The sequence below is a fragment of the Streptomyces sp. MK37H genome (assembly GCF_018035285.1).
Taxonomy (GTDB): domain Bacteria; phylum Actinomycetota; class Actinomycetes; order Streptomycetales; family Streptomycetaceae; genus Streptomyces; species Streptomyces endocoffeicus.
The window spans coordinates 1-18,187 of record NZ_JAAAYH010000024.1 but is presented as its reverse complement, the minus strand read 5'-3'; the positions used below and the strand labels follow the sequence as shown (position 1 = coordinate 18,187).

The following is an 18,187-nucleotide window of genomic DNA, read 5'->3' as shown; positions in this document are numbered from 1 at the left end:
GGTTCAACCCACCGCCCTCTGCGGTAGGCCCGTCCCTCCCCCTTCGAGGCAGGCCAACCTGGCGGCGGTGAGGAACCACGCCCTGTCCGTGGTGACAGGCTCAAAGGTACAACCCGCCTGCATTGATCGGTAGTTGGGGTGTTTCAGGCGGACCGCTGCGCAGCCCCGCCGGGGCCTCCGAGGACCGCGCGCAGGCCCCGGTCGCGCGTGACCGCGATGGGGCCGTCGATGTCGGTTCGCAGTACGGCGGCGCCCTGGGCGCGTAGGGAGGCGATGGTGCGGGGCGAGGGGTGGCCGTAGGGGTTGTCGGCGCCGCAGGAGATCAGGGCCAGGCGGGGGCTGAGGTGTCGGAGCAGCTGTGGATCTTGGTAGGCCGAGCCATGGTGGGCGACCTTGAGAACGTCGATCTCGGAGAGGGCCGGGTGTGTCGTCAGCAGGGCTTGCTGGGCGGGGGGTTCGAGGTCGCCCAGGAGGAGCAGGGTCAGCCCTGCCGTGCGGACGAGGAGGGTGACGCTTGCGTCGTTCGGGCCCTCGGTCGCGGCCGGGGCGGGTGGCTGGGCGGGCCAGAGGACCTGCCAGGACAGCGGGCCGAAGCGTCGTCGTTCCCCTGGCCGCGCCGGGATGACCGGGATATGCGCCGACCGGGCTGTGCGGCGTACGGACTCGGCCTGACCTGGTGGTTCTTCCAGGGCGGTGGTCTCGATCGCGCCGACCGCACGGCCGCGTAACGCACCGGTCAGCCCGGCCACATGGTCGGCGTGGAAGTGGGTCAGGATCAGGAGCGGGATCCGGACGATGCCCAGGGAGCGCAGGCAGCGGTCGACGGCTCGTGGCTCGGGGCCGGTGTCCACGACGACGGCCGTGCCGGGGCCCGCGGCCAGGACCAGGGCGTCGCCTTGTCCGACATCGCACGCCACCATCCGCCAACCGGGCGGTGGCCAGCCGGTGATGACCCGGGCCAGAGGTGCCGGACGTACGACGGCCAGCAGCACCAGCAGCGCGCATACGGCGCACAGCAGGCGGTGGCGCAGCAGTCGGCGGCCCGCGAGGACCACGGCCAGGGTCACGGCGGCGAGCAGGAGCGCGCCGGTCCAGCCGTCCGGCCAGTCCGCCTCGGCCCCGGGCAGCGCCGCGCCGGTGCGGGCCACCTGGGCGATCCACTCGGCGGGCCAGCCCGCCGGCCAGGCGATCCACTGGGCGAGCGGCGGTGCGACGGCGGCTGCCGCGAGCGCGGCGAAGCCGAGGGCGGTGGCGGGGGCTACCGCCACCTCGGCGATGAGGTTGCAGGGGATCGCCACCAGGCTCACTCGCGCGGCCATCACCACGACGACCGGTGCGCAGACCGCCTGGGCCGCGGCGGCGGCCGCCAGCGCCTCGGCCGCCCGGGGCGGTACGCCACGGCGCTGGAGGGCCGCGCTCCATCCCGGCGCGATGGTGAGCAGGGCGCCGGTGGCCAGTACGGACAGCAGGAAGCCGTAGCTCCGGGCCAGCCAGGGGTCGTAGAGCACCAGCGCGAGGACGGCGGCGGCCAGGGCCGGGAGCAGGGAGCGGCGGCGGCCGGTGCCGAGGGCGAGCAGGGTGATCAGCCCGCAGGCGGCGGCGCGCAGCACACTGGGCTCGGGTCTGCAGACGATGACGAAGGCGAGCGTGAGCCCGCCACCGAGGAGGGCGGTGGTGCGCAGCCGGATGCCGAGCGCGCCCGCGAGACCGCGCCGCTCGGCCCGCCCGGCCAGCTGGGGCGGGCCCGTGAGCAGTGCGAGCACCAGCGTCAGATTGCTGCCGGAGACGGCCATGAGGTGCAGCATGTCCGTGGCCCGGAACGCCTCGTCCAGCTCGGGCGGCACCCGTGAGGTGTCCCCCACGACCAGCGCCGGGAGCAGCGCCCGTGCGTCCGGGGAGAGCCCGTCGGTCGCGGTGCGCAGCCCGGCGCGCAGCCGCCCGGCCAGCCGCTGGACCGCGCTGGGCGGGCCCGTGACCTTCGGGGGCCCGCCGCTTGCCCGCACTACGGCCGCGATGCGGTCCCCGTCGCGCAGCGGCGGCGCCAAGCGGCCGTGGACGCGCAGACGTGTGGACGGCAGCAGCCCGAGCCAGGCCGTCCGCTCCTTGCCGGACCTCGGGTGGACCGTGACCAGGACGGGGGTGCGGGCGGTGGTCGTGGTGCCGTCGGGGCCGGTGACCCGATCGGCCTCCGCCTCCAGGACCACGGACGCGGGCGCGAGCGCCGCGCCCCGCACCCGTGGCCGGGTGAGCCGTGGGTCCCCCGTGACCGTCACCTCGGCGGTGGCCTCGGCGTACTCCCGGGCAAGGGCGGGGACGGGGCCACGGCGTACGTCCGCCCCGTGCAGCCCGGCAACAGCCCCCGCGGCGGCCCCGCACAACAGCAATGCGGCGATCGCTCCTGCCATACGGCGCCCACGCCAGGCGACAGCGCGTGGCGGTGAAGTGGCTTGCTGCCTCGGCAGGTTGCGGCTGTCGCCTGGGCCCAGCCGCCTGCGGGCCGCGGGTACGGCACCGGGCGAACGTCCGGCGACCGCCCCTGCCGCACGCCCTCCACGCCGCGCTACGGTGCGCGGCGGCGAAGCGGCTTGCTCCCCCGGCACGTTGTTGCCTTCCTCGCGGGGCTCGGGCGTGCCCCCGCCATCGCAAGGCGGTGCCGGCGAGGGCGCGTCCGGTCCGTGTCGGGGGCGGGGTGGGCCGTGGCGCCGGCCGTCCGATGTCGGGGCTCGTCGGCGGGTCCGGATGAGCAGGGTCGCCGCTAAGAGGGTGGCTGCTGTGCAGGCGAGGGCCACCGCTAGGGGTGGTGCGTCCAGGGCTAGCGCTGCGGCTGCCCAGGCGGCCAGGGCCGGGGGTACTAGGCGGAGGTCGGGTGGGCCCTCCTGTCGTGGGTGTGACGCACCGCGTGGGGAAGCGGCCGCGGCATGGACCGGGGCGCGGGTGCGCGGGGGCCGCTCGGACGTCATGGCTGGACCAGCGGGCGCAGGTCGGCGAACCGGCGCTCGCCGATGCCGTTCACCTCGCGGAGTTCATCGATGGAGCGGAAACCTCCGTGCTGGGTGCGGTAGTCGATGATGTGCCGGGCCAGGACGGGGCCGACTCCCGGGAGGGTGTCGAGCTGTTCGGCGGTCGCGGAGTTCAGGCTGACCGAGCCACCGGGCGCCCCCGGTCCGGCCGGTGCGTTTGGCCCGTTGGGTGCGTTGGGTGCGTTGGGTGCGTTCGAGCCACTGACCGCCGCGCCCGGCGCCGGTGGTCCTGCTGCGGGGGCGCCGACCACGATCTGTTCCCCGTCCACCAGCGGGCGGGCGCGGTTCAGCCCGCTCAGGTCGGCGCCCGGCCGTACCCCGCCCGCCGCTTCCAGTGCGTCGGCGACCCTCGACCCGGGCGGCAGCTTCCGCAGGCCGGGGCGGCGGACCTTGCCCGTCACATCCACCACGACCTTCCGGCCGCCGCCGGACGGGGTCAGCTGCCCGCCCGGCGTCGGGCCGGGTTCGGAGGGCGCGGCGCGCGGGGGCTCCGGGTCCGGGGCGCGCACGGTCTGGGGACGGCCGGTCCAGAAGTGGTAGGCCGCGAAGGCCGCCGCGGTGAGCAGGGCGACCGCCAGGGCGGCGACCGTCTTCAGTTCCATACCGCAGCGCAGCTGAAGCCACAACGGCAGCCGCTCGCGCAGGGCCAGCCCTGCCCGGTCGCGTCTGCGCAGCGGAGCGTTCTCGGACGCGTTCTCAGGCCCCTCCTCGTGCCCGTTCTCAGGCCCCTCCTCGTGCCCGTCCTCGGACCCCTCCTCGTGCCCGTCCTCGGGCTCCTCGTGCCCGTCCTCGGGCGGCTCCTCGTGCCGTACCTCCTTCGCCGCCACAGCCGACCCCGCGATGCCCTTCGGTCCGTCCCTGCTGCCCAGGGCGGTGGACCCGACCGCGACCGGGGACGCCGGGGGCGCCGACGAGGCCGTGGCGAAGAGCGCCGCCGCGCGGCTCGCGCGTGAAGACGCGGCGGGGTACGTCTGGCGGTGGGCGCTGCGGTGGCGGCTTCCGGCACCAACCAGACCCGCCCCCGACGGCGGGCGTGGACGGCGGCCCGCCCCGCCGTCGCGATGGCGGCCGCGCCCGGGACCCGTGGTTACTGTGCGTGATCGTGACCTCATGCCACCTGACGGTAGACACACACGGCCGATCGCGCCGATCCGCCTCAAATTCCGGGGATAACCCCCGCGTTGTGGACAACTCCGTCACCCCGCCGGGTGAAGAGCCTCCCCCACCCTCCGCTATCGCGGAGAGACCACCGCCCCCAGCAGCCCCGGCCCGGTGTGCGCCCCGATCACCGCGCCCACCTCGCTCACATACAGCTCCGCCAGCCCCGGCACCCGCTCCCGCAGCCGTTCCGCGAGCGCCGCCGCCCGTTCGCCCGCCGCCAGGTGCTGCACCGCGATGTCCACCGGGCTCCGGCCGGCCCGCTCCACCACGATCTCCTCGAGCCGGGCGATGGCCTTCGAGGCGGTGCGGACCTTCTCCCGCAGCTCGATCCGCCCCTCGTCGAGCTGGAGCAGCGGTTTGACCGCGAGCGCCGAGCCGAGCAGGGCCTGGGCCGCGCCGATGCGGCCGCCGCGCCGGAGATAGTCGAGGGTATCGACGTAGAAGTACGCCGCCGTGCTGTCGGCCCGCTTCTCCGCCGCCGCCACGGCCTCGTCCAGCGTGCCGCCGCCCTCCGCCGTCTCGGCCGCCGCCAGCGCGCAGAAGCCGAGCGCCATCGCGACCATTCCGCTGTCCACCACCCGCACCGGAACGGGCGCGTCCTGTGCCGCGAGCACCGCCGCGTCGTAGGTGCCGGAGAACTCGGCCGACAGATGCAGGGAGACGATGCCCCTCGCACCCTCCTCGGCGGCGGCCCGATAGGCGGCCGCGAACATCTCCGGGCTGGGCCGGGACGTCGTCACCGGCTTCCGCTTCTGCAACGCCTGCGCGAGGGACCGGGCCGAGATCTCGGTGCCCTCCTCCAGGGCCCGGTCTCCGAGCACCACCGTCAGCGGCACGGCGGTGATGCGGTGCCGCTCCATCGCATCCTGCGGCAAGTAAGCCGTGGAATCGGTCACGATCGCGACATGGCGGGACATGACTGGGAGGTTATCGGGGGATGGCGCCTGCCGACAGCGCGACCCCACCGGGTGATCAATTGCCTTGCCGATCATGCCCTGTTCAGACGTGACTCAGATCCTGTTCTCAGACCGGGTTCGTTCCGGGGTTTCGGGGTTCCGGGGTCTCAGGCCGTGTTCTCGGGACGGGGAGACTGCTGCCAGGGCTTCTGCCACGCCTGAGGCTCCGTATTCGGCCTCGCCCCGAGCGACGGCCGGGGCGGCTCCGGCTTCTGCCCCGCCTCGGGCCCAGGTCGCACCCCCACGTCGGGTCCAGGTCGTGAACCCGCCTCGGGCGCCGCCAGCGGCTCGTCGGGCTCCACCGCCGTCCAGTGCCGCAGCGCCCCCGCCTCCATCTCGATCTCGCGGCCCAGCGAGTCCAGATCGTCGTGCGCCAGCCGATGCGTCCGCTCCTGCACCGCCCAGCGCAGCGAATCGGCCGAGTGGGTGATCCGCTGCGTACGCTCCCGCATCTCGGGCAGCAGGGCGGCGAGCCGGGACCTGTCGGGCTCCTGCTCCAGCCGCTTCAGATCCGCTTCCAGGTCCAGCGCATGGGCGCTCAGCCGCTGGAACAGGCCCAACGACTCCGACAGTGAGCGGTCTTGCGGGGCGGCCGCCTGTAGCGCCTGCCCGGTGGCGCGCATCGACCCGCGCAGGGAGAGCCGCAGCTGGGCGAGCTCACCGGCCGCGCCCGGCTGGGCGAGCTGCCGGGCCCGGAGTCTGGTCTCCTCCACCGTGACGCGGGCCTGGTGCACCGTACGGTCGATACCGCGCTTGGCCGCCCTGACCGCGCGAACGGCCCCATAGACCCCCGCCAGCATGATCAGGACGAAAAGCGTCAACAGGATCCAGATGGCTTCCATGGCGCTCCTTGGGGCGGCGGTCACGGCACGGTGGCGGTCGTCCTCTCAGCGTAAACGCGTCGGGCGGATCAGAGGTTCCTGACGAACCCCCAACCCGCCCGCACAGACGACCCAGGTCAGGCCGGAACGATGTTCACCAGCTTCGGCGCCCGCACGATGACCTTACGGATGCCGGCGCCGTTCAGCGCCGCCACGACCGCCGGGTCGCCCACCGCCAGCGCCTCCAGCTCCTCGTCCGAGACCGAGGGCGCGACCTCCAGCCGGGCCTTGACCTTGCCCTTGACCTGCACCACACAGGTGACGGTCTCGTCCACGACGTACTCCGGATCGGCGACCGGGAAGGACTCGTGAACGACCGACCCGGAGTGGCCCAGCCTGCGCCACAGCTCCTCGGCGACATGCGGGGCCAGCGGCGAGATCAGCAGCACCAGCCCCTCGGCCACCGAGCGGGGCACCTCGCGCACCTTGGTGACGTGGTTGTTCAGCTCGGTGATCTTGGCGATGGCGGTGTTGAAGCGCAGGCCCTCCATGTCCTGCCGGACGCCGTCGATCGCCTTGTGCAGGGCGCGCAGCGTCGCCTCGTCGGGCTCGGTGTCGACGACGGTGACCTCTCCGGTGCCCTCGTCGACGACATTGCGCCACAGCCGCTGCAGCAGCCGGTACTGGCCGACGACCGCACGGGTGTCCCAGGGCCGCGAGACGTCCAGCGGGCCCATGGCCATCTCGTACAGCCGCAGCGTGTCGGCCCCGTACTCGGCGCAGATCTCGTCCGGCGTGACGGCGTTCTTCAGGGACTTGCCCATCTTGCCCAGCAGTCGGGAGACCTTCTCGCCGTTGTACCAGTAGGCCCCGTCCCGCTCCTCGACCTCGGCCGCCGGGACGGCGATACCGCGGCTGTCCCGGTAGACATACGCCTGGATCATGCCCTGGTTGTACAGCTTGTGGAACGGCTCGACCGAGGAGACATGCCCCAGGTCGAACAGTACCTTGGACCAGAACCGGGCGTACAGCAGATGCAGCACCGCGTGCTCGGCGCCGCCCACGTACAGGTCGACACCGCCGTGCGGCTGCCCCTCGCGCGGCCCCATCCAGTAGCGCTCGGCCTCGGGGGCGACCAGCCGCTCGCTGTTGTGCGGGTCCAGGTAGCGCAGCTCGTACCAGCAGGAGCCGGCCCAGTTGGGCATGGTGTTGGTCTCGCGGCGGAACGGCCGCGGCCCACGCCCGTCGCCCAGGTCCAGCACCACGTTGACCCACTCCTCGTTCCGGGACAGCGGGGTCTCCGGGGAGGTGTCGGAGTCGTCCGGGTCGAAGGTGCGCGGCGAGTAGTCCTCGACCTCGGGCAGCTCCAGGGGCAGCATCGACTCGGGCAGCGAGTGGGCCACACCCTCCTCGTCGTAGACGATCGGGAAGGGCTCGCCCCAGTAGCGCTGGCGGCTGAACAGCCAGTCACGCAGCCGGTAGTTGACGGTGCCCTGGCCGATGGAGCGGGACTCCAGCCACTCGGTGATACGCGCCTTGGCCTCGACGACGCCCAGCCCGTCCAGCGATACCGACTCCCCCGTCGAGTTGACGATCTTCGCGTCGTACGATGCGAAGGCGTCGTCCCAGGTGGACGGGTCGGTGCCGCGATCGTCCGAGGGCTCGACGACACAGCGCATGGGCAGCTCGAAGGCGCGGGCGAAGGCGAAGTCACGGCTGTCGTGCGCCGGGACGGCCATGATCGCGCCGGTGCCGTAGCCCGTCAGGACGTAGTCGGCGATGAAGACCGGCACCCGCTCACCGCTGACCGGGTTTACGGCGTACGCGCCGGTGAAGACGCCGGTCTTCTCCTTGACCTCGGCCTGCCGCTCGACGTCGGACTTGGCCGCGGCCTGCTTGCGGTAGGCGTCGACGGCCTGGGCCGGGGTGGCGTGGCCGCCGGTCCAGACGTCGTGGGTGCCCTCGGGCCAGGCGGCCGGAACGATCTCGTCCACCAGGCCGTGCTCGGGCGCCAGGACCATGTAGGTGGCGCCGAACAGGGTGTCCTGGCGGGTGGTGAAGATCGTGATCTTGGCGTCGGGGTGCTCGGCCACCGGGAAGTCGACCCGGGCGCCCTCGCTGCGGCCGATCCAGTTGCGCTGCTGCAGCTTGATGGCCTCGGGCCAGTCCAGCTCGTCCAGGTCGTCCAGCAGCCGGTCGGCGTAGGCGGTGATGCGCATGTTCCACTGGCGCAGCTTGGCCTTGAAGACCGGGAAGTTGCCGCGCTCGGAGCGGCCGTCCGCGGTGACCTCCTCGTTGGCCAGCACGGTGCCCAGGCCGGGGCACCAGTTGACGGGCGCGTCCGAGGCGTAGGCCAGGCGGTAGTCGCCCAGGATGTCGGCGCGCTCGGACTCGGTCAGCTCGGCCCAGGGGCGGCCGTCGGGGGTCGGGCGCTCACCGGAGGCGAACTGCTGGACCAGGGTGTCGATGGGGCGCGCCGTCTTCGCCTCCGGGTCGTACCAGGAGTTGAAGATCTGCAGGAAGATCCACTGGGTCCACTTGTAGTAGTCCGGGTCGATCGTCGCGAACGAGCGGCGCTGGTCGTGGCCCAGGCCCAGCCGGCGCAGCTGCCGCCGCATGTTCTCGATGTTGGCCTCGGTGCTGACCCGCGGGTGGGTGCCGGTCTGCACCGCGTACTGCTCGGCGGGCAGGCCGAAGGCGTCGAAGCCCAGGGTGTGCAGGACGTTGTGGCCCGTCATGCGGTGGTAGCGGGCGTACACATCGGTGGCGATGTAGCCCAGCGGATGGCCCACATGCAGCCCCGCACCCGAGGGGTACGGGAACATGTCCATGACGAACTTCTTGGGCCGGGCGGCGGCCTCGGCGTCACCGGCCAGGTCGCCGCTCGGGTTGGGCGCCTCATACGTGCCGTGCGCGTCCCAGAAGTCCTGCCAGCGGGCTTCGATGTCGGCCGCCAGGGCGGCCGTGTAGCGGTGCGGCGCGGCCACCTCGGCCGCGGCGTTGGTCTCGCTCATGGTCCTCAAAGCTCCATCGGTCGTCTCTGCCTGCGGCAACGCAGCGGATCCCTGCTTCCGAAACAAAAAGACCCCTCGCACAGGAGGGGACGCCGCGCTGATGTCGACCGGAGCTGTACTCGGTCGGCACTGATCAGCGCGGCCCGCTAAGCAGAAGGCGTACGGCACGCATGGGGCCAGGTTACCGCAGGGGGCAGACGGACCGCACGGAGGTGGTGACCCTCCTCACGCGACACGAAAGGCGGGCCGCCCTTACGGACGACCCGCCTCCTTGATGTGGAGCTAAGGAGAATTGAACTCCTGACCTCCTGCATGCCATGCAGGCGCTCTACCAACTGAGCTATAGCCCCAGGTCTTGCCCCGCCCGGTTTCCCCGGCGGCGACGCCTACATTACACGGACGCCCCGGCCTTCCGCCAAATCGATGAGCCGGAGGCCGGAGCAGATCCCCGTTACGCCGTCGCGAACGAATAGAAACGCTTCAGCGTGCAGTGCTCATCGAGGAGCCGACCGTAGATCGGCTCCCCTTCGAGCTCGCGGTAGGTCTCGATGGGATCGCCCCTGATGATCAGCGCCCGCGCGCACTCCGCACACCAGTACTGGTAGTCGGAGTTGAGCGGCTCCATGTCGCGGACGATCGGTGTACCGGTGCCGCACCAGTCGCACTTCCGGCTGTGGGCTCCCATCTCACTCAGCTCCAGCTATGGCCGCAGGCCGTACACACGTAGGAAACACCGCCGTTGTCACCGAGAACCTGTGCCACGTGTCCGGAGCCGCAGGACGGGCACACGATGCCCGCTCGTGCCCTGCGGGACGGGTCCTCGATCGCATCGAGGATGCTGGTCCGCATCCCACCTGCCCTCCCCATCGGACGTGTCGGCCCCATCCCCCTCCGGCCGTCCGATTCTGCCACGGGACGACGCGCAGGTCAGCGGAGATGCCCCACTCGTCTCACCAGACTCATCAGCGCTCCGCACAGCGCGGCCCCGGCCAAGGCGACGCAGGTCACCCACAGGGCGTCCGCGGAGGCACCCGCACTGGGCACCGTATCGTCCGCCGCGCCCAGGAACACCGCCCCGAAGACCGCGACGCCGGTGAGCAGGCCGAGTTGAGCCGCTGTCACCAGCACCCCGCTGGCGTCCGCCGCGTCCTGCTGCCTTACGGTCGCCAACGTCCGCGTGAGCAGGGGACTGTAGGCGAACGAGAGCCCCGCGCCGGATGCCGTAAGGGCGACGAGGAGCCATGGGCCGCCGTCCGTGCCGTCGCGCAGGGCCAGACCCGCCCCGGCGAACGAGACGGCCGCCAGCAGGAATCCGCCCGGGACGGTGGCGGCGTGCCAGCGAGCGGGCAGCCGCTGCCAGTTGAGGCCCACGACGCCGAACGCGACCGCCGTGGGGACGAACGTCAGCCCCGCCCGCAGCGGGCCGTAGCCGAGCCCGCCCTGCACATGCAGGGTCAGGGCGAACAGGAACCCCGCGTTGGCCGCCATCCCCAGTGCGATACGGATCACCGCGAGCGGTATCCCCGGCGCCCGCGCCACCCTGGGGGAGATCAGCGGCGTACCGCCGCGCCGGGCCAGCCGGGCCTCGTACGCGGCGAAGAGCGCCACCAGGGCCGCGCTCAGCCCCAGCGTGATCCAGCACCACAGCGGCCAGCCCCGCTCCTGCCCGAGCACCAGAGGCACCGTGAACAGCAGCACGGCCGCCGCGAGCAGCACCAGACCGGGCAGGTCCAGGCCGCTCCGGCGGACGGCCGTGCCCTCCCCGCGAGGGCGCGGAGCATCGGCAGGGCGCGGGGCCTCGGCAGGGCGCGGGGCCCCGGCAAGGCGCGGCGGATCGGCCGGGTCGTGCAGCAGCCGCGGGCCGAGGGCCAGCAGCGCGAGCCCGATCGGCACGTTCACCAGGAAGACCGGGCGCCAGCCGGAGCCGAGCAGATCCGCCTCGACGAGCACCCCGCCCAGGATCTGGCCTCCGGCGGCGCCGGAGGCCAGCACCGCGGAGTACGCGCCCAGCGCCCGTGCCCGCGAACCGCCCGTGAACGTCCGCTGGATCAGGCTCAGCACCTGCGGCAGCATCAGCGCGGCACCCGCGCCCTGGACGAACCGGAAGGCGATCAGCTGTCCGGTGGTGGCGGCGAGGCCGCAGGCCAGCGAGGCGCCGGTGAAGACCGCGAGCCCGGTCAGGAACATCCGCCGGTGGCCGATCAGGGCGCCCAGCCGCGCCCCGGTGATCAGCAGCACGGCGTAGGAGATGGTGTAGCCCGCGATGACGAGCTGCAGCCCGGCGCCGGAGGCGTGCAGATCGGCGCGGACGGTCGGGGCGGCGATGTTGACGATGAAGACGTCGAGGACGGCCATCAGCTGGCCGGTGAGGACGATCGCGAGCAGCCAGCCGGGGCGCGGAGGGCGTCGGGAGGCAGGGCGTCGGGAGGCAGGGCGTCGGGAGGCAGGGCGCCGGGAGGCAGGGCGCCGCGCGGCCCGGTGGCCGGCGGCCGAGCGGCCATTGACCCCGTTGTCAGTGGCCTCGCCTTTACTGGATCCACCGAGGTCCCCCGTCGGAGGAAGGGTGGTCGGGGTGGTGTGTTTCATGGGCCGAGCCTGTGGCCGGGCGGATACGGGTAACGAGAGCCCGCCGATGCTGGTAGTGGCAGCACCTGGCAGCCGCCCGCCACCCCCGGGAGCATGGGACCGTACGGCTCGGCGGGGGGACCGTACGGCTCAAGGGGGGACCGACCGTGCGGCCCGACGGCACGGGGGATGGGGAGAGCGACGATGACCGCGAACACTCGGCGCAGAAGGCCCGAGCTGGCCGCCTTCCTGCGCAGCCGCCGTGCCCGGGTGACCCCCGCCGACGTGGGCATGGCGCCCGGCCTGCGGCGCCGCACCCCGGGGCTGCGCCGCGAGGAGGTCGCCCAGCTCTCCGGCGTCGGCGTGACCTGGTACACCTGGCTGGAGCAGGGCCGCCCGATCAACGCCAGCGTGCAGGTGCTGGACGCGGTCGCGCGCACGCTGCGGCTCGACCAGACCGAGCGTGAGCACCTCTACCACCTGGCCGAGGTGCCGTATGTGCCCGGCCGGGAGCGCGATCCACGCAGCGTGAGCCCGGAGGTGCAGGGCATCATCGACGCGCTCGACCCGCTCCCCGCGGTGGTCTACAACGCCCGCTACGACGTCCTGGCCGCCAATGCCGCGTACGGCGGCCTGTTCCCGGAGATGCTGCTCTCCGCCGCCTCCGAGCGGAACGCCCTGTGGCAGCTGTTCGTGGCCCGCCGCTGCTGTGCCCCCTATGTGAACCTCGACGAGGAGCTGCCGCTCCTGGTGGCCACGCTGCGCGGCGGGTACGGACGCCATGTGGGCGAGCCCGCCTGGGAGGACTTCATCGCCCGGCTGCTGGAGGCCAGCGACGACTTCGCCCGGCTGTGGCAGAGCGGGGACGTGGCGCCGCCGGGCTCCCGGATCAAGGTGGTGCGGCACGCCTCGGTCGGCGAGATCCGGCTGACCTCGACCTCGATGCAGGTCAGCGGGGCACCGGAGACCCGGATCGTGGTCTACACGCCCTGCGACGAGGAGAGCCGCGACCATGTGCGGCGGGTGCGCCTCCTCCACGACCCGCTGATCGGCTGCACGATGCACGCCAAGCCACTCTCCGTACTACTGGAGGAAAGAGCCGCGGCGGAGACACGGGCCGGAAGCGGTGCGGAAAGCAGCGATCCCGCCTCCCTGTGAGGGAGACGGGATCCTGGTGCTGTGGAGCTAAGGAGAATTGAACTCCTGACCTCCTGCATGCCATGCAGGCGCTCTACCAACTGAGCTATAGCCCCGCTCTTCTCCGCGCCTGAGCGCTTCGAACGAGAAGGAGCATAGCCGGTGACCTGCCGGAAAAGGAAATCCGCTCAGTCGTCGTCGCCGAGCACCGGCTCGGGCAGCGATCCGGCGTTGTGCTCCAGGAGCCGCCAGCCCCGCGCACCCTCGCCCAGAACGGACCAGCAGCAGTTGGACAGGCCGCCCAGCGCCTCCCAGGTGCGGGGCTCCAGGCCGAGCAGCCGGCCGATGGTGGTGCGGATCGTGCCGCCGTGGCTGACCACCACGAGCGTGCCGTCGTCCGGCAGCTTGTCGGCGCTCTCGAGCACCACCGGCGCTGCCCGGTCGGCGACCTCGGTCTCCAGCTCACCGCCGCCGCGCCGGATCGGCTCCCCGCGCTTCCACGCCGCGTACTCCTCGCCGAAGCGCTCGATGATCTCCTCGTGGGTCAGCCCCTGCCACTTGCCCGCATAGGTCTCCCGCAGGCCCGGGTCATGCGCGATCGACAGACCCGTGACGGCGGACAGCTCGGCGGCCGTGGCCGCCGCCCGCTTCAGATCGGAGGCGATGATCGCGTCCGGCTTCAGGGCGGCCAGCAGCCGGGCCGCGCGGTGGGCCTGTGCGACACCGGTGTCGGTGAGCTCGATGTCCAGGGAGCCCTGGAAGCGGCGTTCTATGTTCCAGGCCGTCTGGCCGTGGCGCCACAGGACGATGCGGCGGCCACGGGCGCCTTGGGTGCCGTTCAGCTCAGCTCACCGCCCGCGCCGCCGTCCGGGCCTTGCGCCTGCGCGTACTCCTGCGCCTTGCCGCGGGTGGCCTCGGCGTCGGCCGGGAGCTCCATCTGCGGGCAGTCCTTCCAGAGCCGCTCCAGGGCATAGAACACCCGCTCCTCGCTGTGCTGGACGTGCACCACGATGTCCACGTAGTCCAGCAGCACCCAGCGGGCCTCGCGGTCGCCCTCGCGACGCACCGGCTTGGCGCCCAGGTCCTTGTTCAGCCGCTCCTCGATCTCGTCGACGATCGACTTGACCTGGCGGTCGTTGGGCGCCGAGGCCAGCAGGAAGGCGTCGGTGATGGAGAGCACGTCGCTGACGTCGTACGCGATGATGTCGTGCGCGAGCTTGTCGGCGGCCGCCTGGGCGGCGGCGTTGATGAGCTCGAGGGAGCGGTCCGTGGCGGTCACAGGCAAGGCTTTCGGTCGGTGGTACCTCGAAGGTCTGGCTCCCCCAGGGTCTCACGCCCCACCGTCACGCCGGGCGGCCGTAGTCCGGGCCGACTCAGCCCGTGGCGTCGTAGTCCGGGCCGAGGAGGACCGTGATGTCCGCGTTCGCCGCGCCCTTGCCCTTCCGCACCGCCGTCTCCGGCAGCCCGAGCGTCTTGGCGACCTCCTTGGCCTGGCCCGCCTGGGCGGCGTCCGCATAGGTCACCCGCGAGGCCGGCTGCGCATCGCCGCCCTCGGTGGCCGTGACGACCGTAAAGCCGCCGTTGACCAGGGCAACCCGCGCGGCACTCGACGCGGCCTTGGGGCCTCCGGCGTTGGTCACGCTGACCCGGGGCGCGGTGCTCTTGTCGGAGTTCTTGACCGTGCCGCCCAGGATGTCCTTGACCACATGGTCGGTCGCCTGGCTGCTGAGCGTCCCGTCCGGCTGGACCGGCAGCATCGCGGTGTCGTACGCACCGCTCTTGGCCTGCCCGGCCAGCTTCGCCAGCGACGCGCCCAGCTGCTGCTCGGACAGCGACGGGTCGGGGATCTGGGCCAGCGACTCCACGGTGCTGGTGGCGCCCTTCTCGTCGCTTGAGAGCTTCTTCAACGCCGCGTGCATGACCTGCCCGAACCGCGCGAGCTGCTTGGACTGTGCCTCGCCGGGCGCGCGGTAGGTGGCGTAGGCCACGGCCGCCTGGCCGCTCACGATCTGGTCCTTGCCCCGCTTGACCAGGGGGTCCTCGCCCTTCTCGGGGCTGGGGACGGTCGCGTCGGTGTCGAGGCTGATCCCGCCGACCAGCTCGACGAGGTTCTCCAGATACGGCGTGTCCAGCCGCCAGGTGCCCTGGATCCTCGACCCCAGCAGGGTGCTCAGGGAGTCCCGGGTGGAGTCCGAACCCTCGTCGGTCACGGACTTGCCGAGCGTGGTGGAGGCGCCGTCCTCGGTGGAGACGGCCAGCGAGTTCGGCAGCAGGACGGTGGTGCCCTTCTTGGTGGTCTCGTTGTCCACCAGCAGGGCCGTGGAGGTGCGGCCGCCCTTGGTCTCGCGCAGATGGACGACGATCACATCGCGCTTCTGCAGACCGCCCGCGGCCGCCTGGTCCTGGGCGTCGTCGGACAGCCCCGGCAGCTTGCCCGCGTACCAGAGGTAACCGACCCCGCCCGCCGCGGCGAGAACCAGGACCACCACGAGCGCGATAAGCCGGTTGCGGCCCTTACGGCGGCGTTCGTCACGGCGCTCGGAACGGGTCTCGGCGAACTTCAGCCAGTCGATGACGTCGTCGGATTCCTCGTCCTGCTCCTCGACGAAGGAGAACTGCTCGGTGTGGTACTCCTCCTGATCGGCACCCCCGGGGCGCTTCCGCTCCGGGGACCGGGGCCCGGCAGAACGGGGCTCCTCCGCCGGAGGCGCCTCGGCCCCGGGGCGCAGCTGCTCCGGGCTCAGCTCCTCGTAGGGGTTGGGCTCGGGGCTGGACTCCTCGCGCTGCGGGGGGACGGTCGGGGCGGCGGCCGCCTGTGGGTAGCCGTAGCCGTAACCCTGCGGTGGCTGTTGTTGGTACTGCTGCTGTTGTTGGTACTGCTGCTGTTGCTGTTGCTGCTGAACGTACGGCTCGTAGTTCTGCGTCTGGGTGTGCTGCTGCTGGGGCTGCTGGGGCTGGTGATGCTGCGGCTGGCCGTAAGGGTCGTACCCGTACCCGTCGTGTTGCTGCTGTTGCTCCCCGTACTGCGCCTGCTGCTGCGCGTACGGGTCGTAACTCTGCTGCTGTTCCGCCTGCGGCTGGTAAACCGGACGCCCATAGGCGTCATAGCCATAGATCTGCGGCTCCTGGCCATACGGGTCCTGTGCGTACGGGTCGTACGGATCCTGCCGGTCGTTCACCGGTACCCCTTCAGCAGTCGTGCCGGTACAGCTCGCGCTTGTCGATGTAGCGCACCACGCCGTCCGGCACCAGGTACCAGACGGGGTCGCCATGAGCGACCCGCGCCCGGCAGTCCGATGACGAGATCGCCAGAGCCGGGACCTCCACCAGCGACACCCCGCCCTCCGGAAGCCCCGGGTCGGCCAGTATGTGCCCCGGTCTGGTCACCCCGATGAAGTGGGCCAGCGAGAAGAGCTCTTCGGCGTCGCGCCAGGTGAGGATCTGGGCGAGTGCGTCGGCCCCGGTGATGAAGAACAGATCGGCGTCACCGTTGAGCGCGCGCAGTTCCCGGAGCGTATCGGTGGTGTAGGTGGGCCCGCCGCGGTCGATGTCGATACGGCTGACCGAGAATTGCGGGTTCGAGGCGGTCGCGATGACCGTCATCAGGTAGCGGTCCTCGGCCGGGGAGACCTTCTTGTGACTCTTCTGCCAGGGCTGCCCGGTCGGCACGAACACCACCTCGTCGAGGTGGAACTGCGAGGCCACCTCGCTCGCCGCGACCAGGTGGCCGTGGTGGATCGGGTCGAACGTCCCGCCCATCACACCCAGTCGCCGCTTGCCGGACCCTTTCTGCTCTTCCATGCGTGCAGACCCTACTGGGCCCGGCCCGGAGCCGGGGCCCATAGGGGCAATCGCCCAGGTCAGCGGTCCCGGTTGAAGCGCGTGGTGATCCACAGCAGCAGGAAGAGGATCACCAGGGCCGCACCGCCGGTCATGAAGGGGCTGATGCTCGGGTGGGTGTCGGTGTGCTCACCGCCCTCGGACGCGAGCGTGGTCAGGGCGGCATGTGCGGTGCTGAAAGCGGTCATCGCGGCAGTACCTATCCGGGTCTAGGCGTCACAACACGTCGGCCACATCGTATGCGAGGCGGTTTTCGGTCCCGATGTCCGTCCTGCCGGTGGCAGCCCCGCTCGTATCAGTCCTGCTCGTATCCGCTCAGTCCTGCTCGCATCCGCTCAGTCCTGCTCGTATCCGCTCAGTCCTGCTTGTAACCACGCAGCAGGAACCAGGCGAGCAGGGCGGCGCCCACCACGCCGACCACGATGACGATGCGCAGCAGCGCTCCCGGGCCGTCGTTGCTGTGTGAGGTGGCGGCGAGGGCTTCGGTGAGGCCAGTCATTTCGGGCATGTCTCCACGCTAACCCCCAGGCGCTCAGGGCCTAGGCTGGGGGCCGCCGGACGAGGGCCCGGACCGGGCGCCCCGTCGAGCGGGCCATCAACAAGGGGGCGACATGAGCGACAGCCACGAGACCGGTGGTGGAAACGGGACGGGAGACGCCCGGGAGCATGTGCCCAGCCGGGAGCGGCGGCGGTTCCCCGGGATCTCCTCACGGGCGTACGAACATCCGGCGGACCGCTCCGCGCTGGTCGCGCTGCGCAAGCTGACCGGTTTCGACACCGTCTTCAAGGCGATGAGCGGTCTGCTGCCCGAGCGGAGCCTGCGGCTGCTCTACCTCTCCGATTCGGTGCGGGTCAGCGAGCGGCAGTTCACCCATCTCCACGACATGCTGCGGGATGCCTGCTACATCCTGGACCTGGAGCGGGTCCCGGCCATGTACGTCACCCAGAACCCGCAGCCGACCGCGATGTGCATCGGCATGGACGCACCGATCATCGTGATCTCCACCGGTCTGGTCGAACTGCTCGACGAGGAGGAGATGCGGGCGGTCATCGGCCATGAGGTGGGCCATGCGCTGTCGGGACACTCGGTCTACCGGACGATACTGCTCTTCCTCACCAGCCTCGCCATGAAGGTCGCCTGGATTCCGCTCGGCAATGTGGCGGTGCTGGCGCTGGTCACGGCGCTGCGGGAGTGGTTCCGCAAGTCGGAGCTGTCGGCGGACCGGGCGGGGCTGCTGGTCGGGCAGGATCTGCGGGCGTCGATGCGCGGGCTGATGAAGCTCGCGGGCGGCCATCACCTCCATGAGATGAACGTGGACGCCTTCCTGGAACAGGCGGAGGAGTACGAGTCGAGCGGCGATCTGCGGGACTCCGTCCTCAAGATCATGAACATGCTGCCGCGCAGCCATCCGTTCACCACCGTGCGCGCCGCCGAGCTCAAGAAGTGGGCCGCGACCCGCGACTACCAGCGGCTCATGGACGGCCACTACCCGCGCCGCGACGAGGACAGGGACACCTCGGTCAGCGACTCGTTCGGGGAGTCCGCGAGCCACTACGCGGAGTCGGTCCGCAACAGCAAGGACCCGCTGTTCGCCTTCGTCAGGGACGTGGCGGGTGGCGCCGGGGACCTGGGCAGCAAGCTGCGCGACCGGTTCACGGGCGGCGCGGGCAAA

General features: G+C 71.8%; 15 protein-coding genes and 2 tRNA genes. 2 read left to right on the top strand and 15 right to left on the bottom strand.

From position 1 onward, the window contains the following. Positions 1-143 precede the first annotated feature (143 nt). The 8 genes from GWI24_RS06135 to GWI24_RS06100 all read right to left on the bottom strand — a co-directional run bounded on the left by GWI24_RS06135 (position 144) and on the right by GWI24_RS06100 (position 11,327). A complete protein-coding gene (locus GWI24_RS06135; protein WP_247615956.1) occupies positions 144-2,960 on the bottom strand; it encodes a ComEC/Rec2 family competence protein in 2,817 nt (938 codons plus the stop codon). Beyond that, on the bottom strand, positions 2,957-3,847 hold the full coding sequence (locus GWI24_RS06130; RefSeq protein ID WP_374103274.1) for a helix-hairpin-helix domain-containing protein: 891 nt from the start codon (positions 3,845-3,847) through the stop codon (positions 2,957-2,959). Before GWI24_RS06130 ends, GWI24_RS06135 begins: the two co-directional genes overlap by 4 nt. 405 nt (positions 3,848-4,252) lie before the next feature. After that, complete coding sequence (locus tag GWI24_RS06125) at positions 4,253-5,098, bottom strand: DegV family protein (RefSeq protein ID WP_210944880.1); 846 nt, start codon at positions 5,096-5,098, stop codon at positions 4,253-4,255. A 146-nt stretch (positions 5,099-5,244) separates the two neighbouring features. Continuing rightward, the gene (locus tag GWI24_RS06120) at positions 5,245-5,979 is read right to left on the bottom strand and encodes a hypothetical protein (protein ID WP_210944879.1); all 735 of its coding nucleotides are present in this window, start codon (positions 5,977-5,979) and stop codon (positions 5,245-5,247) included. Positions 5,980-6,095: 116 nt separating this feature from the next. After that, positions 6,096-8,972, bottom strand: a complete 2,877-nt coding sequence (gene leuS / locus GWI24_RS06115; RefSeq protein ID WP_210944878.1) for a leucine--tRNA ligase — start codon at positions 8,970-8,972, stop codon at positions 6,096-6,098. Between the two features lie 277 nt (positions 8,973-9,249). Then, positions 9,250-9,322: transfer RNA gene (locus GWI24_RS06110), tRNA-Ala, on the bottom strand. A 101-nt stretch (positions 9,323-9,423) separates the two neighbouring features. Further along, the gene (locus tag GWI24_RS06105; RefSeq protein ID WP_030835565.1) at positions 9,424-9,657 is read right to left on the bottom strand and encodes a hypothetical protein; all 234 of its coding nucleotides are present in this window, start codon (positions 9,655-9,657) and stop codon (positions 9,424-9,426) included. A 242-nt stretch (positions 9,658-9,899) separates the two neighbouring features. Continuing rightward, positions 9,900-11,327, bottom strand: a complete 1,428-nt coding sequence (locus GWI24_RS06100; protein WP_374103273.1) for an MFS transporter — start codon at positions 11,325-11,327, stop codon at positions 9,900-9,902. Between the two features lie 414 nt (positions 11,328-11,741). Between GWI24_RS06100 and GWI24_RS06095 the strand changes: the two genes are divergently transcribed. Beyond that, positions 11,742-12,695, top strand: a complete 954-nt coding sequence (locus GWI24_RS06095; RefSeq protein WP_210944876.1) for a helix-turn-helix transcriptional regulator — start codon at positions 11,742-11,744, stop codon at positions 12,693-12,695. A 22-nt stretch (positions 12,696-12,717) separates the two neighbouring features. On the opposite strand, the gene GWI24_RS06090 is transcribed toward GWI24_RS06095, so the two are convergent. From GWI24_RS06090 to GWI24_RS06060, 7 genes are all read right to left on the bottom strand, one after another. Next, positions 12,718-12,790 (bottom strand) — tRNA-Ala (locus GWI24_RS06090). Positions 12,791-12,862: 72 nt separating this feature from the next. Further along, on the bottom strand, positions 12,863-13,516 hold the full coding sequence (locus tag GWI24_RS06085) for a histidine phosphatase family protein (RefSeq protein WP_210944903.1): 654 nt from the start codon (positions 13,514-13,516) through the stop codon (positions 12,863-12,865). After that, complete coding sequence (gene rsfS, locus GWI24_RS06080; RefSeq protein ID WP_210944875.1) at positions 13,513-13,953, bottom strand: ribosome silencing factor; 441 nt, start codon at positions 13,951-13,953, stop codon at positions 13,513-13,515. The genes GWI24_RS06085 and rsfS overlap by 4 nt, the downstream gene beginning before the upstream one ends. Positions 13,954-14,047: 94 nt before the next feature. After that, a complete protein-coding gene (locus GWI24_RS06075; protein WP_210944874.1) occupies positions 14,048-15,853 on the bottom strand; it encodes an LCP family protein in 1,806 nt (601 codons plus the stop codon). Between the two features lie 10 nt (positions 15,854-15,863). After that, positions 15,864-16,475, bottom strand: a complete 612-nt coding sequence (gene nadD / locus GWI24_RS06070; RefSeq protein WP_060944022.1) for a nicotinate-nucleotide adenylyltransferase — start codon at positions 16,473-16,475, stop codon at positions 15,864-15,866. Positions 16,476-16,534: 59 nt separating this feature from the next. Further along, entirely contained in the window at positions 16,535-16,702 is a 168-nt protein-coding gene (locus GWI24_RS06065) for a hypothetical protein (RefSeq protein ID WP_037945979.1), read from the bottom strand. A gap of 167 nt (positions 16,703-16,869) precedes the next feature. Then, positions 16,870-17,022: a hypothetical protein gene (locus tag GWI24_RS06060; RefSeq protein ID WP_044575378.1), complete on the bottom strand. Its 153-nt coding sequence runs from the start codon at positions 17,020-17,022 to the stop codon at positions 16,870-16,872. Between the two features lie 103 nt (positions 17,023-17,125). Between GWI24_RS06060 and GWI24_RS06055 the strand changes: the two genes are divergently transcribed. Further along, positions 17,126-18,187: M48 family metallopeptidase (locus tag GWI24_RS06055; protein WP_210944873.1), on the top strand; the 1,062-nt coding region annotated here is incomplete at its 3' end.